General features: G+C 33.3%; 14 protein-coding genes, 2 tRNA genes and 1 rRNA gene. 6 read left to right on the top strand and 11 right to left on the bottom strand.

All coding sequences use genetic code 11. From position 1 onward, the window contains the following. Positions 1 to 227 precede the first annotated feature (227 nt). Positions 228 to 1241, bottom strand: coding sequence for a DUF6252 family protein (locus GIY83_RS07380; protein WP_208686090.1), 1014 nt, complete (start codon positions 1239 to 1241; stop codon positions 228 to 230). Positions 1242 to 1439: 198 nt separating this feature from the next. Between GIY83_RS07380 and GIY83_RS07375 the strand changes: the two genes are divergently transcribed. The 4 genes from GIY83_RS07375 (at position 1440) to GIY83_RS07360 (ending at position 4440) form a co-directional block, all read left to right on the top strand. Beyond that, positions 1440 to 1994: an RNA polymerase sigma factor gene (locus GIY83_RS07375; protein WP_194618153.1), complete on the top strand. Its 555-nt coding sequence runs from the start codon at positions 1440 to 1442 to the stop codon at positions 1992 to 1994. 84 nt (positions 1995 to 2078) lie between these two features. After that, a complete protein-coding gene (locus GIY83_RS07370; RefSeq protein WP_208686088.1) occupies positions 2079 to 2615 on the top strand; it encodes an anti-sigma factor in 537 nt (178 codons plus the stop codon). Then, positions 2599 to 3660: a hypothetical protein gene (locus GIY83_RS07365; RefSeq protein ID WP_208686086.1), complete on the top strand. Its 1062-nt coding sequence runs from the start codon at positions 2599 to 2601 to the stop codon at positions 3658 to 3660. Before GIY83_RS07370 ends, GIY83_RS07365 begins: the two co-directional genes overlap by 17 nt. Positions 3661 to 3705: 45 nt before the next feature. Continuing rightward, on the top strand, positions 3706 to 4440 hold the full coding sequence (locus tag GIY83_RS07360; RefSeq protein ID WP_208686084.1) for a head GIN domain-containing protein: 735 nt from the start codon (positions 3706 to 3708) through the stop codon (positions 4438 to 4440). A gap of 87 nt (positions 4441 to 4527) precedes the next feature. Here the strand turns inward: GIY83_RS07360 and GIY83_RS07355 are convergent, their stop codons facing one another. From GIY83_RS07355 to GIY83_RS07330, 6 genes are all read right to left on the bottom strand, one after another. After that, entirely contained in the window at positions 4528 to 5850 is a 1323-nt protein-coding gene (locus GIY83_RS07355) for an MFS transporter (RefSeq protein WP_208686082.1), read from the bottom strand. Positions 5851 to 6016: 166 nt separating this feature from the next. Next, positions 6017 to 6829 (bottom strand): M48 family metallopeptidase, encoded by an 813-nt coding sequence (locus tag GIY83_RS07350; protein WP_194618148.1) that lies wholly within the window; start codon positions 6827 to 6829, stop codon positions 6017 to 6019. Positions 6830 to 6914: 85 nt separating this feature from the next. Next, positions 6915 to 9314 (bottom strand): glycoside hydrolase family 31 protein, encoded by a 2400-nt coding sequence (locus GIY83_RS07345; RefSeq protein ID WP_208686080.1) that lies wholly within the window; start codon positions 9312 to 9314, stop codon positions 6915 to 6917. A 202-nt stretch (positions 9315 to 9516) separates the two neighbouring features. Beyond that, positions 9517 to 11421, bottom strand: a complete 1905-nt coding sequence (gene glgB, locus GIY83_RS07340) for a 1,4-alpha-glucan branching protein GlgB (protein WP_208686078.1) — start codon at positions 11419 to 11421, stop codon at positions 9517 to 9519. A gap of 80 nt (positions 11422 to 11501) precedes the next feature. Continuing rightward, a complete protein-coding gene (locus GIY83_RS07335; protein WP_194618145.1) occupies positions 11502 to 12782 on the bottom strand; it encodes a glucose-1-phosphate adenylyltransferase in 1281 nt (426 codons plus the stop codon). Further along, a complete protein-coding gene (locus GIY83_RS07330) occupies positions 12772 to 14199 on the bottom strand; it encodes a glycogen synthase (RefSeq protein WP_208686076.1) in 1428 nt (475 codons plus the stop codon). The genes GIY83_RS07335 and GIY83_RS07330 overlap by 11 nt, the downstream gene beginning before the upstream one ends. Positions 14200 to 14323: 124 nt before the next feature. On the opposite strand from GIY83_RS07330, the gene GIY83_RS07325 reads away from it, so the two are divergent. Together GIY83_RS07325 and nth are read left to right on the top strand one after the other, a co-directional pair. Then, positions 14324 to 15190 (top strand): alpha/beta hydrolase, encoded by an 867-nt coding sequence (locus tag GIY83_RS07325; RefSeq protein ID WP_208686074.1) that lies wholly within the window; start codon positions 14324 to 14326, stop codon positions 15188 to 15190. Positions 15191 to 15229: 39 nt separating this feature from the next. After that, entirely contained in the window at positions 15230 to 15874 is a 645-nt protein-coding gene (gene nth / locus GIY83_RS07320; RefSeq protein ID WP_208686072.1) for an endonuclease III, read from the top strand. A gap of 4 nt (positions 15875 to 15878) precedes the next feature. On the opposite strand, the gene GIY83_RS07315 is transcribed toward nth, so the two are convergent. The 4 genes from GIY83_RS07315 to rrf all read right to left on the bottom strand — a co-directional run bounded on the left by GIY83_RS07315 (position 15879) and on the right by rrf (position 17055). Then, positions 15879 to 16313, bottom strand: coding sequence for a nuclear transport factor 2 family protein (locus GIY83_RS07315; protein WP_229029243.1), 435 nt, complete (start codon positions 16311 to 16313; stop codon positions 15879 to 15881). 394 nt (positions 16314 to 16707) lie between these two features. Further along, positions 16708 to 16793, bottom strand: a tRNA-Leu gene (locus GIY83_RS07310). A gap of 6 nt (positions 16794 to 16799) precedes the next feature. Beyond that, a tRNA-Phe gene (locus tag GIY83_RS07305) sits at positions 16800 to 16872 on the bottom strand. Positions 16873 to 16945: 73 nt separating this feature from the next. After that, positions 16946 to 17055 (bottom strand): 5S ribosomal RNA (rrf, locus tag GIY83_RS07300). Positions 17056 to 17068 lie beyond the last annotated feature (13 nt).

Raw genomic sequence — 17068 nt, 5'->3', positions numbered from 1 at the left:
TCATTAAAATTTTAATACTAACTGCAAATGTAGTCTTAGATTCATTAATTTGTAATAAAAATATTCTAAGCACTTCATTTACAAGATAGATCGTTAAAATAGACAATCACTATGCCAAAATGAGGCATGATTGATCTATTTTAGATAGCCAATCTAGTAAAATCAAATTGTACTACCAAAAAAAAATCCACACAAAGGTGGATTTAATGTCTTTACTATTTTTATTACTACAGATCATCAGTATTTATACCAAAAGAGCCTGTAATTGTTTTTTTCTTACCGGTAGTAAAATTACTAACCACAAAATTGAAAGTACCTTCTATCTTTGTTGCTGTTTTTAAAGTAATGGTTAGCGAACCTGATTCTGTATTGTACAAAAGATCATCTAAAATACAAGATGCACTGGCAACATTTACAAGTTCCTCTGCACCTCCATTCAATATAGCACTCGAGGCCTGATATGTGCCAACGCCATATGATTGACTAATACCTATACGCACACTATCATCACTACCTCCGTTTTTCACCCCTACTATGCTATAATAAGGATGAACACCACTTGAATTTACACTTGCAACATCAATATCATTTTCAGCAAACCCAACCCCGTCTATTTTAGCGTTTAAAAAACCGTCAGATTCCACTACAGGTGCATTTTCTGTATAGGGTATATTAGTAAAGGAACCATTCGTAATTATTTTTGTTTCGGTTTTATCATCACCTATATCTCTAAAACCTGTAAATTGAAATGTTCCTGAAATTGTTTTTTTAGTTTTATCTACAGCTGTAATGGTAACAAGTGCAGTATCTGTATAATTTTTTACTCCAAAAAAATCTGCAACTTCGTTTGATGCACTTATAAATGGATTTTCGGTAGTCGCTGTCACTGAACCATAAGACAGTACAAATTTTTCTCCATCATCTTCACTATTGGCCCATGTATAAGTTCCCACTTTATTACTTGGCAAAGTTATTTGAATTAAATCTTTATTAGCTGTTCTAATTCCTGCAATAAGTACAAAATTATCTGTTACAATGGCACTCGAACTATTAGCAACAAAAGCATTTCCTCCTACAGTTGCCTTAAAAACTCCTGTTCCGTCCGGATTATTTCCGTTTCCATTACCAGCCTCCTGATTGCCATTATTATAATTGAGTCCATCCTCAAAGTCTTTAGTACAAGATGTAAAAGATATTCCTAAAGCAAAAAGTAAAAGAAATAAAAGAGTATTTTTTTTCATATATATAGTTATTTTTCGGCTACAAATATAGATTTAAAAAAATGAAATAAAAATCCTACTATAGATATTATTGACATCTTTTTAATATTTTCAATTTCTGATCATCACAATTATTATTAAAAAAAATAAAATTATTTTTAGCAAAACTGTAACAAACCAAAAAAAGCACCGTCCTTATAAAAAACTAGCAATCATTACTTGAGTATAACTAACCAAAATATCGAAGAATTAATCGCGCTTTGTAAAGAAAACAATCAAAAAGCACAATTCGAAGTTTACAATCGCTACAGTAAAGCCATGTATAATGTGGCCTACCGTATTGTAAAAGATGAACATTTTGCACAAGACGTCATGCAGGAAGGTTTCCTTAAAGCTTTTACAAAAATAAATGACTATAAACAAGAAGTAGCTTTTGGGGCATGGTTAAAGAAAATAATTGTCAATTATAGTATTGACTTTTATAAAAAAAATAATGCTTTTCAGGTCGAAGATTTGAGCAAGACATTATATAAAATAGAAGAAAATGACAGCTTTTTTTCTGAAAATATAGATTTGAATTCACTTAAAGTGAAACAGGTTTTAGATGCCATTTTAAGTTTAAAAGACAATTACCGCATGGTTTTAACGCTTTTTTATATTGAAGGGTATGATCAGGAAGAAATTTGCGAAATTTTAAACATCAGTTATGCCAATTGCAGAACGACCTTAAGCAGAGCAAAGGAAAGTTTGCGCAAAAAATTAGAGGAGATATGAAATTGCCAATACCGAAAAATTTGTGCGCACAAATCATGAAAAAAGCGATAACAGATTCACCACTAAAAAATAAATATTAGATATATGAAAAAGGAAAATGACGATTTAGATCAATTATTTGAAAAATTTGAGAATCAGTGGGATGTAAAAAGAATGAGTACTGACCATCAGGTTGATTTCTTAAATAAATTAAACAACAAACAACCTAAGAAAAAGAATTACGCTGTTTGGGCCATCGCTGCTTCAATTGTAGTGTTGCTAGGGGTATCTCTATTTTATAATAATAACGAAAAGCCTAAGGAATTCAAATTTGCCTCTAAGGAAACCCAGCGTACTGATTCTATCTTTAGTATTTTAATTGATAATGAGCTAGTTAAATTAAAAGAAAAAAGCTCACCGGAAAATGAGCAAATCATTAATGATGCCTTAAAACAGATGAAAGTTTTTGATGCAGATTATGCAAAGATTATAAAGGAAGTTCAAAAAAATGGTGAAAACAAACAAATCATTTACGCTATGATCAGCAATCTGCAAACCAGAATTTCTTTTTTGCAAACGGTTTTACAGAGAATTGAAGAAAACGAAAAATTTAAAAACACAACTGATGAAAAAACATTATAACATACTTATTTTATTCATTTTGATTCCTTTTTTAGGATTCTCAAATGATGATACTTTTATTTCTAAAGAAAAAAACATCAAGAAAACCTTTATTGTTAATTCTAATGCAGGAATTGATATTGAGAACAAATACGGTAACATTACTATAAGTACCTGGGACGAAAACAAAATTGATCTGGATATTACCATTAAAGTTTCCGGAGGAAATGAAAACTGGGTAAACGAAAGATTAAACAGTATCGATGTCGATATTAATGCCCTGAAATCTATGGTTACAGCCATTACCAACATTGGAAACTCTTCGCTAAAAAGCAGAGGAAGCAGCAATAGTTTTGAAATTAACTATGTGATAAAAATTCCGAAAAACGGAACCGTAAAACTCACTAATAAATACGGGAATATTACCACCCTAAACTTAGAATCTACCACTGATATTGCTTGTAAATATGGTAAGATTAACATTGCAAAACTAAATGGAACCAACAATAGAATTGCTATTGGTTACAGCCAAAACTCAACTATCGATTATATTAAAAACGGTAACATTGAAGCGCGTTATTCTGGTTTAAAAATTAATGAATCGGGAAACTTAAATCTTGATGCCAACTATACCGATATTTCGCTGCAGCAAGGGCAAAACATAAAATACGAAGGTAACTATGGCAGTTTTAAATTTCAGGAAATAAATTCGCTTGTTGGTTTAGGAAATTACCTAACCGTTTATATTGGCGAAATCTCTAACAACCTGACTATTGATGCAACGTACTCAAAAATAAATGTAGAATTACTAAACGAAAGGGCTAAGAACGTTAATATCAATACCGGATACACCAATGTAGCTTTGGGTTTTAATACAAACTTTTCTTTTGATTTTGATATTAATACAAAATACGGAAGCATCAAAAATGACAATTCTTTAGATATTTCTTTAAGTGAAGTCAAAAACAATTCTAAAAAAATAAGTGGTTACAATAAGAAAAAAGGACAAAGTAAAGTAATCGTTAATTCTAATTATGGTAATGTAATCCTTACCAGAAAACAATAATAAGATCATAAATCAATCAAAAACAACAATTTAACAATCAAGACAATGAAAAAAACTTTTAAACTATTCGTATTTAGCGCATTATTAATAAGCTCTGTTGGAAATGCACAGTGGTCATCAAATAATAAAATTAAAGGAAACGGTAAGGTAATTTCGGATACCAGAACCACATCAGATTATGATGCTATAAAAGTTGCAGGCTCATTTGATGTCGATCTGGTAGCAGGAAAAGAAGGCAAAATTATCATTAAAGGAGAGGAAAATCTAGTTTCGGCTATAAAAGTTGAAGTCGAAGGTAATGTTTTAAAAATCTATGTTGAAAAAGGCAGTAATATCCGACCAAGCATTGGTAAAAAAATTGAAGTTACTGTTCCTTTCGAAAAAATATCAGAAGTAAGTTTGTCAGGTTCAGGTAATGTTCAGTCTAAAAATGCAATCAAAACTGATAAGTTTGTAGCAAAACTTGCAGGTTCAGGAAACTTTGATCTAGACGTAAACTCAAGTGATTTAGAATTAAATTTAAGTGGTTCGGGAAATATACGTCTAAAAGGAAACTCAGATAGCTTAACTAGCAAACTTGCAGGATCAGGAAATATTGAAGCTTCAAATTTAAAAGCGAAAAATGTTGATGTAAACGTTTCAGGATCTGGCAACAGCCGTGTTAATTGTGTAGAAAGTTTAACCGCAAGAATTGCAGGTTCTGGTGATATCAAATACAGCGGAAATCCAGAAAAACGAGATGTAAAAGTTTCTGGTTCTGGAAGTATATCAAAAGCATAAATACTAAGACATAATAATTACGATCATCAATCAAATCAATTTGTCTCATTAAGATAAATTAAATCCCCCGAAAGGCACTTTATTAATTTAAAGTGCCTTTTTTGGTACTCTTCTCAATAGAAAAATTGCTGTAATAAAGAAAACTCCTAAAACTGCAATAGCTGGACGAGGACTTCCTGTAATCTGGTCAATAATACCGTAAACGCACATTCCTATTACAATTCCTATTTTTTCTGCTACATCATAAAAACTAAAGAATGAAGCCGTATCTTTTGTTTCTGGTAGTAATTTTGAATATGTAGAGCGTGACAATGCCTGAATTCCTCCCATTACAAATCCGGCAATAGTGGCCGCAATATAAAAATGCACAGGCAAATAAATAAAGTAGACAATTACACAAAATACTACCCAAATAAAGTTAATTACAATCAAGGTTGGGATATTACCGTATTTCTTTGATGCTCTTGATGTTATAAATGCTCCGATAATTCCAACTATTTGTATCAATAGAATACAAATAATTAATCCAAAAGTTCCTTGTTCTTTTGATTCCCATTTAATTTCCTGAGCGCCAAAGTAAGTAGCGACCAACACAACAGTTTGTACCGCCATACTAGAAACAAAAAAACCACCTAAGTAACGTTTTAAAGGAATATTTTGCTGCAATAATGCCCAAACTTTCTTCAATTCCTTAAATCCATTAAATAACACAGATTTTGTTAGTTTTTCACTACTACTTTTTCGTCCTTTTGGTAAGTAATAGTAGGTATATTGACTGAATAAAATCCACCAGACACCGACCATTATAAATGAATATCGCATTGCTATTTCTGAAGCTTTTTGATTCGCTGTTCCAACAATTCCAAACCAATCAGGCTTCATGATCATTGCCAGGTTAATAAGCAATAAGATAACGCTTCCAAAATATCCTAGCGAATAACCTTTAGCGCTAATATTATCTTGTTGTTCCTCAAAGGCAATATCCGGCAGATATGAGTTATAAAAAACCAAGCTACCCCAAAACCCTATAAGTCCAAAAAAGTAAAATGCCAAACCTACATAAATATTATCTAAACTGAACCAATACAAACCCATACAAGATAAAGCACCAGTATAGCAGAAAAATTTAAGGAATGATTTTTTATTGCCTACATAATCAGCAATTCCAGATAACAACGGCGATATAAATGAAACTACTAAAAATGCCATAGCCGTAATAAAACTTATTAAAGCCGTATTTTTCAAATGCAACCCAAAAACATCTATATAATGATCACGGTCTGCAAATAAAGCTTCATAAAAATTTGGAAATACTGCCGATGCAATTGTGAGCGTATAAACAGAATTTGCCCAATCATAAAAAGCCCATGCGTTTAATAATTTTTTATCTCCTTTTTGTAAATCTTTCATAGAAATGGTTTTGTTAACAAGCTACGAATTTATCTTTTTTTTATCATAATCAAATAGAAATTTGATAAATCGTGTATTAATAAATTATAAACAATTTAAATTCTTCTACATAAAAAAAGCTACCCTGAAAAGAATAGCTTTTGAATTATCTTATGTAACTTGTTTGTTATCTTATAACGCCAACTTTTAATGCTGTGGCTTTTGCTTCAGGAATCAATGACTTCAAGTTCGCAATCCTGGTAGCATCAGCAGGGTGAGTACTCATAAATTCCGGAGTTCCAGATGCTCCTGATTTTGCTGACATTCTTGACCAGAATGCAATTGCATCATCCGGATTATAACCAGCAATGGCCATAAGTGTTAGTCCTATTTTATCTGCTTCGGTTTCATTACTTCTGCTAAACGGAAGCATTACTCCTACTTCAGAACCAAGCCCGTAAGCCTGGGCAAAAATTTGCTGAGTCGATTCCGATTTTCCGCTTGTTGCTGCTCCTAAAGCTGCTCCACCAATTTGCTGTAATTGTGCCGCACTCATTCTTTGTGCACCATGATTCGCCAATGCGTGAGAAACTTCGTGACCCATAACGGTAGCAAGACCAGATTCATTTTGTGTTACCGGCAAGATTCCCGAGTAAACTACAATTTTACCTCCGGGCATACACCAGGCATTCACTTCTTTATTGTCTACCAGTTTATATTCCCACCGGTAGTCAGTTAAATATTGAGCTTGTCCTAAATAAGTTAAATATTTTTCTGCTGCTTTTTTAATTTTAAGTCCAACAGCCTCTACTAATTTAGCATCTGCTGTTCCAGTTATTACCTTGTTTTCAGATATAAACTGGCTATACTGCTGAAATGAAGAGGGAAATAATTCACTGTTCGAAACGAAGTTTAAATTTTTCTTCCCTGTAACAGGATTGGTTGCACATCCCACAACTAAAACAGCTGCAAAAATCCCTGATAATAAATGTTTTTTCATGATATTTAATTTTTAACACACACAAAAATACAACTATAATTATTTTTTATTTTATATAATTACATAAAAACTTATCAGAATTTACTTATTCACCACTAATATGAAGTTCACTGAACTCTTTATCAACAATTAAGAAATGACTTTCTTCAAAAGCAATTTTATCAAAAGCTATTATTTCATTATCAATTTCAATTTCTGTTACTTTAAAAGGGAGTCCAATTAAGTTAATTTTATATTTTGAATAAGGGGTATCATACTTTCCTTCTTTATGAAGCTGAACAATTAATTCTTTCTCTTTGCCAATGGTGCTAAAAGATAAAAAACTGTAACGTCCTTTTTTATAATCATAACCGTCCTGAGCATCTTCATAAACTACAGATTTTTCCTTGCCGTTTTTAAAGTACAAATCAAGTGTTAATTCATCAAATTCAAGTTCTCCCACATATTGCTGAACCGGATATTTTGGAATTATCGCACCTGCTTTTACAAAAAGTGGAATTTCATCAAATTTGGTATCTACCCAAACTTCTCTGCCGCCTGTTGCAAATTCATTTGTCCAATAGTTATACCACTCACCTCTTGGAATATACATACGCCTACCTACAGCATTAGGTTCAAGTATTGGACATACCAATATTTGGTTTCCAAAAATGAATTCATCGTTTCTGTAGTGTGTTTGGGTATCTTCCTGATCGTAATATACTAATGGTTTTAACATCGGAATTCCCTCTTCAATATATTGCCAAAACATCGTGTATAAATAAGGCAATAACTGATAACGTAAACTCACAAATTTGCGGGTAATGTTAATCACTTCTTCATCAAAAGCCCAAGGCTCCTGATTGCCGTGATCTCCGGATGAATGCGTTCTGCAAAATGGATGAAATACACCTAACTGTATCCAACGGGCGTATAATTCACCTGTTGGCTGTTCTGCAAAACCACCAATGTCTGAACCTGTAAAGCCCATTCCGGAAATACTCATTCTTTGTACCTGAATATTGGCAATCCATAAATGCTCCCAGGTGGCTACATTATCTCCTGTCCAGGATGATGTATAACGTTGCGCTCCTGAGTAAGCAGATCTCGTAATTACAAACGGACGTTTAGGATATGTAAATCGTTTTACACCATGATAAGTCGCTCTGGCCATTTGTGTGCCGTAAATATTATGCGCTTTTCTATGGCTGCAAGGGTTTCCGTCATAAACGTGACGAACATCCATTGGGAATGTTTTATTAGGAACCTCCATAACAGCGGGTTCATTCATATCATTCCAAACACCTTTTACACCTATATCTGAAATTAATTCTTTAAATAATCCGGCCCACCATTCTCTAACTACGGGATTTGTGTAATCTGGAAAATTACATTCTCCTGGCCAGACTTTCCCTTTCATATAAGGTCCATCGGCTCTTTTACAGAAATAATCTTTTTCTAAAGCTTCCTGATAAACCCAGTAATCCTTATCTATTTTAATTCCTGGATCAATAATTACGATTGTTTTAAAACCATCTTCTGCCAGTTCTGCAACCATACGCTTTGGATCTGGAAAGTAATTTTTATTCCAGGTAAAACATCGAAATCCTTCCATATAATCAATGTCCAGATAAATAGCATCGCAAGGAATTTTGAGTTCTCTGAATTTTGATGTGATTTCTTTTACTTTACTCTCAGGATAATAACTCCATTTACATTGATGATATCCTAAAACCCAAAGTGGCGGTAATTCCGGCTTACCTGTTAAATCAGTATATGTTGTTACCACATCCTGCATTTGCGGGCCATAAATGAAGTAATAATTCATTTCACCGCCTTCTGCCCAAAAGCTCGAAACGTTTCTTCTTTCCTGACAAAAATCAAAGAAAGTTCTAAAAGTATTATCGAAAAAAATACCGTAAGATTGTTTGTTGTGCAAACCTATGTAAAACGGAACTACTTTATATAATGGTTCCTGATCTTTCTGGTAAGCATATTGATCGGTAGCAAAATTTTCTAATCTTTTGCCTTTTAAATTCATTTGAGTCGCTTTGTCCCCTAGTCCGTAAAAACATTCTCCATCTTTCGATGATTTACTCATTTTCACGATATTGCCACCGTATTCATAACTTTCTTCCCAGTGAAAACCAAGTTCATCTTCAAGAATCAAAAGATCGTTTAAATCATAAATAGATAAACGAAGATCTGCTTTCTGAATTTTACATTTTACCTTACTGGTTCTAATCTGGAAATAAGTCTCCTCTTCTGTAAGTTCTAAAAAATTATAACCGTGCAGCTGGGTTTTATCAATTGCATAAGAGAAATCATTACTAAAATAGCCTTTTGTTGTAAAGCGAAACCGAATTAAACTGTCTCTAAGAATAGTGACTTTTAAGATTACTTTATTATCGGTATTAAAAAAAATCGAATCACCTTCATGTTCAAACGAAACGATTTTTGATGGATATAAATCGCCTTTATATTCTAATGATGTATTTGTAATCATAATGCTAGTGAGTTAATTATAAAATGCTAAATGGCTCTTTCAAACATACAAAAAAAGCATATAAACGGCTATCAATATAAGGTTTATTCACGAAAACGTTTTTTCTGAATGAGTGCTAAATTATAGCTGCGAAAACAAGTAATTCAATAATTTTAAAACGTTAAATTGATAAATTAATATTGATAAAAATAATTGCTCTTTTTTATACAAAAGAATATACTGTTACACTTAAAGGAGGTAAAAGTAATTCTACAGAAAACTCTCTGCCATCATAGGCTAAAGGTTCAATTTTTAAAAGACCGGAATTAGTTACTCCGCTTCCTCCATAAGTAACATCGTCGCTATTAAAAACGGCTTCTAATTTACCTTTTTTCGGAATTCCGATTCTGTACTTCTCCCGAACCACTTGCGTGAAATTACAAACCACAATTAGATTTTCATCAGGATTATTTCCCTTTCTAATATAAGATAACACCGCATTTTGATGATCAGAATAATTAATCCATTCAAAACCTTCTCCTGTAAATTGCTTTTCATATAAAGCCGGATGCGATTTATATAAATTATTCAAATCTGTAATCACTTTTTTAATGCCAGAATGATAATCGTATAGTAGTAAATGCCAATCGAGGCTTTTTTCAAAATTCCATTCATCACTTTGCCCAAACTCCGAACCCATAAAAAGTAATTTGGTTCCGGGATGCGTAAACATATAGCCGTATAGCAATCGTAAATTGGCAAATTTCTGCCATTCATCACCAGGCATTTTATTGGCAATAGATTTTTTTCCGTACACTACTTCATCGTGCGAAAACGGAAGCATAAAATTTTCGGTAAAAGCATAAGTCATCGAAAAAGTTAAATCATTTTGATGGTATTTTCTATAAACCGTTTCTTTCTGAAAGTATTTTAAAGTATCATGCATCCATCCCATCATCCACTTCATACCAAATCCTAGACCTCCTGAGAAAGTTGGTCGTGATACCATTGGGAAAGAAGTACTTTCTTCTGCAATAGTTTGAACTCCATCAAAATTAGCATAGATTACCTCATTAAACTCTTTAAGAAAACTAATCGTGTCCAGATTTTCCCTTCCACCATAAATATTAGGTTCCCACTCACCTTCATTTCTTGAATAATCAAGATACAACATCGAAGCAACAGCATCAACGCGTAAAGCATCAGCATGATAATGCTGCAGCCAAAAAACGGCATTACTAATTAAAAAAGCGCGGACTTCATTGCGACCGTAATTAAAAACCAAACTTTTCCAATCCGGATGATAGCCTTTTCTGCGATCCGGATGTTCGTATAAATGCGAACCATCAAAAAAGCCCAAACCATGCGCATCATCAGGAAAATGCGACGGAACCCAGTCTAAAATTACTCCAATACCAGCCTGATGCAATTTATCAACCAGAACCATAAAATCCTGTGGTTTTCCAAAACGGGAAGTTGGTGCAAAATACCCTGTCAATTGATATCCCCACGATGGATCATAAGGATATTCCATTATCGGCATAAATTCTACGTGAGTAAAACCTGTTTCCTTTACATAATTGACCAAATCATCAGCAAGTTCTAAATAAGTCAAAAACCGATTATTTTCGCCTCGTTTCCACGAACCTAAATGAACTTCGTAAACCGAATAAGGTTTGTCTAATCCGTTCTTTTCCTTACGGGATTGCATCCATTTTTCATCCTTCCAATTGTAATCTAAATCCCAGACAACCGAAGCTGTGTGAGGCGGCTTTTCGCAGTACAAAGAAAAAGGATCTGCTTTTTCAGTTACAACTCCATTTATATTGGATTGAATTTTATATTTGTAAAGCGTTCCTTTCTCGATACCCGGAATAAAACCTTCCCAAATTCCAGAAGAATCCCAACGCACTTGTAATAAATGCTCTCCTTGTGTCCAGTAATTAAAATCACCAACAACCGAAACAGATTGAGCCGTTGGTGCCCAAACTGCAAAGTAAACGCCCTTTACTCCGTTAACTTCAACTAAATGCGCTCCTAATTTTTCATATAATTTGAAGTGTTTCCCTGCTTTGAATAAATCAATATCAAAATCAGTAAACAGAGAATACGTGATAACTTTATTCATATTTGTTTTTTATAATTGGAATGCGGATTTTTTTATTGGAATTTGGAACTTTTGTATTGAATTTTATCTTCTTTAAAACCTTATTCAATTCTAAAATTATCCGACAGTACAACTCCTTTTTTAATCACTACAATACCATCTTTTATACTGTACAATTCATTGGTAAAATTGTCTAAATGTTTACCTCCGTTAATATGAACATTGTTTCCTATACGAACGTTTTTATCTACAAGAGCATTCTTTATAAAACAATTTTCTCCTATCCCTACGTGAATTTTATTGATACTGCTTTCGTGATTCATCTCGTCAAGATCCTGATAAAAATCGTTCCCCATTACGTAACAATTCTCAAGTACAGTACCAACCCCAATTCTGGAACGAATTCCAATTACAGAACTTTTAATTTCTTTGGCGTTAATAATACAACCTTCAGAAATCAACGATTGATTGATCACTGAATTTCTAAATTTTGATGGCGGCAATAATCTTGGTCTGGTAAAAATTTTATTATCGTTATCAAATAAATTAAACTCAGGAATATCTGCCGTTAAGCCAATATTAGCTTCAAAAAAAGATTCAATATTTCCGATATCTGTCCAATACCCTTCATATTGGTAACTCAAAATCTTATGTTTACCAACAGCTTGAGGGATAATTTCTTTTCCGAAATCTTTCGTTTCCGGATCAGCCATTAAATCCTCTAATAACTGACGGTTAAAAATATAAATTCCCATCGAGGCCAGATACTTCTTGCCTTTTTCCTTCATGTGGTCACTTACTTCAGATTCCCATTCAGGTAAAAGTGATGCATCAGGCTTCTCAATAAAAGCCTCTACATAACTTTCATGACATGTTTTTAAGATTCCAAATTCAGGAGCATCTTTAGCATTTACGGGTAAAGTGGCAATAGAAATTTCTGCGTCTGCCGCAATATGAGCTTCCAGCATTTCATTAAAATCCATTTGATACAACTGATCACCGGACAAAATTAAAGCATGATCAAAATCGTGTTTTAAAAAATGTGACATACATTGGCGAACAGCATCTGCAGTTCCCTGAAACCAGGTTGGATTATCAGGAGTTTGCTCTGCCGCTAAAATATCTACAAATGACTGACTGAAAATACTAAAATTGAAAGTGTTTTTGATATGCGCATTTAGAGATGCTGAGTTAAACTGGGTCAAAACAAATATTTTAAAAATATCCGAATTAATACAATTTGAAATAGGAATATCGACTAATCTGTATTTTCCACCAATTGGAACTGCTGGTTTTGATCTGGTTTCTGTTAACGGAAACAAACGTGATCCTTGTCCTCCTCCTAAAATAATAGCAACTACATTTTTCTTTTTAAACTTCATTTTTCTCAATTATTAGGTTGTATATCTCAATATATTCTTGGCAAACTCTTTCCCATGAATGGTCAATAGCCATTCCTTTTTTTCTTATTTTATTAAAATTGACTCTATCATCGTACAGTTTCACAGCACGATTTATAGAATAACAAATATCTCCAACCGAAGCCTGATCGTGACAAATCCCATTTCCGTTGTCTCCAAAATCGATCACAGTATCTTGCAGTCCGCCTGTTCTTCTCACAATTGGCACAGTTCCATAACGTAAAGAATACATCTGATTTAATCCGCAAGGTTCAACTCTTGACGGCATTAAAATATAATCCGACCCTGCATATATTAAATGTGCTAATTCTTCATTATAACCAATAAATACATTGTAATTACCATTGTAATCATTTCTTAACTGAAGTAATTGTTCTTCTATTTGTGCATTTCCGGATCCTAAAATCAGGATATTGATATTTTCAAAATTTTCAGACAAAGCCAAAGCTGAAGCATGAGGCAATAAATCCCCTCCTTTTTCTTCGAATAAACGACCAATAAAGCTAAATAAAGGTTTCGTAGAATCAAGATCAAATTGCTCACATAACTTTTCTTTATTTTTTTGCTTACCTATTCCCAAAGTTTCAATCGAATAATTTTCAGCAATCATTTGGTCTTTTTCCGGATTCCAAACTTCAAAATCAATCCCGTTCAAAATACCTTTTGATTTATCCCTAACTGAGTTAAACAAAGATTCCAGACCATTCGCAGAAACATTAATCTCATTCAGATAACTGGGCGAAACAGTCGTAACGGCATGAGCACACTTTACTCCTACCGCCAAAGAATTAAGAGAATTATTCCATTCTAAAAATCCAACATGAATTAAATCAAACTCAGGTAAATAATGCAATTGATCAAAACCAAACCAGCCTTGGTATAAACCGTTATGAATCGTAATTACTGTTTTTAGAGTCCTTAACTTCTCATATTTATAGGCATACTTCACCAAAAATGGAATTAATCCTGTATGATGATCATGGCAATTAATAACATCAGGAACAGTTTTACGTGCAGCAATCCAATCAAGAGTTGCCATCTGAAAAGAAAAAAAACGTTCTGTATCATCCTCATACCCGTAAATATTTAGCCGGTCAAATAATTCCTTAATTTCTATGAGATATAATTCGTAACCAAGTTTATCTGTTGTTTCTTTTAAAACGCTAAATGGAAAATCGAAACTCCCTAATTTTACAGTTCCCCAATGAACACATTCAAAATTATTTTCATTTTTGAACTTCGTATCGTAACAAGGAACAACAACACGAACCTCATGACCGGCATTCGTTTGATATTTCGGCAGTGCGCCAACAACATCAGCCAAACCGCCAACTTTTGCCATAGGATAACACTCAGCACTGATATGAAATATTTCCATATAGAAATTTTAAACTATTTGTGAATTATTTTTTTGAATAAGCATCTATTAAAATGCTACTTTTATGTTTCCTAAATTTAGGAAAAAATAAGTAAAATTAAGGCTTCCGAAAAAAATTATTGAAATGGCAAAAAAGGCGACAAATCCTACTCAATCTTTAAAAATTCCACAGGTTATCATACTATCCAGCAAATTACTCGCTTTTATATCGCCTAAATTGGTAACCACATTTGCAGCAAAGCTTTTTACAACACCAATAAAACATAAGGTTCCAAAACGTGAGCTCGAAATGGATCAAAAAAGCACTAAGAACACTTTTTTTGTTCCTGCAATTCATAAAAATATAACCACTTACGAATATGGAAAAAGTGAACGCAAAATATTATTAGTTCATGGCTGGTCCGGTCGTGGGACGCAACTATTTAAAATAGCCGACGAACTTTTGCAAAATGGTTATTCAACCATAAGTTTCGATGCACCGGCACATGGAAAATCCGAAGGAAAAAGAACGATAATGTCTGAATTTATCGCTTCGATTCTGGAAATAGAAAAACAATACGGTCCTTTCGAAATTGCAATCGGGCATTCATTAGGTGGAATGTCAGTCTTAAACGCAATTAAAGATGGTTTACAGGTAAAAAAAGCTGTTGTTATTGGTAGTGGAGATATTGTACATGATATTCTGGAAGAATTTGTTTCTAAATTAGGTTTAAAAACCAAAATTAGTAATAGATTACGTGATCATTTTGAAGAGCAGTATCAGGTAAAGATGGATGATTTTTCAGCTTACAAAGCAGCACAAAAAATTCAAATTCCCGTTTTGGTAATTCATGATAAGGATGATCCTGAAGTTCCGGCAAAAGCAGGAATTCATATTCATAAACATTTACAAAATGGCAGTTTATTTCTTACCGAAGGTTTAGGTCACAGAAAAATACTAGGAAATCAAAATGTTATAAAAAAAATCATAGATTTCATCAAAACTAGTTAATTTTGTGATGGTTATATTTTAATTTAAAAGAAAACGAAAATGGATTTATTTGGAGAAACATCAAATTGGGAAACTAAACTAAAACCCATTTTAAAAAAATATAAAGGAAAAAGACATCCGCTCGAATATCAAAACACCTACCAATTATTAGTTATGGTAGTTTTATCTGCCCAGGATTCTGATGCTAATATCAATAAAATTGCCCCTGCTTTATTTGAAAAATTTCCAACACTTAAAAATTTATCAAAAACTGATACTGAAACTTTTATACCTTACATCAATAAAGTTCGAAACTACCCCACAAAAGCAGGCTGGCTGTTAGAAATTGCTCAAACCATTAAAAATGACGAAGACATTCCGACTACAATGCAAGGATTAACAGCATTAAAAGGAATTGGCAGAAAATCAGCCAATGTTATTTTAAGAGAAACAGGCAAACCTGCAGAAGGCATTATTGCAGATTTACACGTAATACGAGTAGCCCCGCGAATTGGCATCATAAAAGAAAGTAAAGATGGTATTAAAGTCGAAAAAGACCTTATGCAAGTCTTACCAAAATCTATTTGGTCAGAGATCGGAATGGCAATTTCTTTTTTAGGAAGAGAAATTTGCAGACCAAAACCAAAATGCGAAGAATGTTTATTAGCCGATATTTGCCATTATTATCTCACAGAAGTAATCTAAGAAATTATTTTCTTCTGGTATCTGCTAAGTAAATAATCTTCCAAATATCCTTTTCTTTAAACAAAGTAAACGTATTCACGCCCGTATGACTCAATTTATCATTGACAAAAAACTCATATGGAGCCCATACGTGAGCCATTGTTCCATCAATCTGAATATTGTAACTTAGTATTTTTTCATGAAGCTTCATAGTTGACGGAATTGAGGCAATTGATTTATACAATTCTTGGGCAGTTTCATCAAATAATTTATTTCCTTTAACTGCACTCTCGCTAATTGATTGTAAAATAATTTTAGAAGAACAAACAGATTGCATTTTCACAGTATCCTTTTGATGAAATCCTTCAAAAAAAATCTCTATAGCTCTCTGAACATCTTGTTTCTGTGCATTACAAAGCGATACAGAAAATAAAAAAACAAATAGCATTACCTTTTTCATGATTAAAATATTTTGAGATTTAAAAATAAGCCTTTATTTCAAAATTAAAATATTTTTTTTTCCAAATATGAGTTTTATGGGCTTTTCCGCCACGGCGGACCGGGCTGTCCGCTAAATCTTTTGCGAGAGATATTTATGTCATTAACCAGAGTAATTCAGATTTCTCGCAAAAGGATATCGCTCCCTTCCCTAACGCAATTTACGCTAGATAAGATATTCACAGGTGTGCGTAAAGTAGATTTCTTCTTATTCAGATTATCCATCTTTTTGCCTAATCCCTAAACTTTGCGTTTGATCCGTTTGATCCTTGATCACTTTAGATACCTAAACAAAAAATCTTTCACTTTACCCCAAAAAAAAACTTCAATTAGCATTAGCCAATTGAAGTTTTTAGTACTCAGAGCGGGACTTGAACCCGCACGAACATTGCTGTTCACTGGATTTTAAGTCCAGCGTGTCTACCAATTTCACCATCCGAGCATGATGTGGTACCTCCAGGGATCGAACCAGGGACACATGGATTTTCAGTCCATTGCTCTACCATCTGAGCTAAGGTACCCAATTTACTTATAATTAAATAAGTAAAAGTTAGAATAAAAAACCCTGTCTTTTTAGAAACAGGGTTTTCAAAAGAAAGGCGACGACATACTCTCCCACATAACTGCAGTACCATCTGCGCAGGCGGGCTTAACTACTCTGTTCGGGATGGGAAGAGGTGAGCCCCGCCGCAATAACCACCTTAAGGTCGTTTTTGC

Source organism: Flavobacterium sp. SLB02 (assembly GCF_009664855.1).
In the GTDB taxonomy this organism is placed as follows: domain Bacteria; phylum Bacteroidota; class Bacteroidia; order Flavobacteriales; family Flavobacteriaceae; genus Flavobacterium.
The sequence above is the reverse complement of the archived record's forward strand: the minus strand, read 5'-3'. Positions and strand labels throughout refer to the sequence as shown.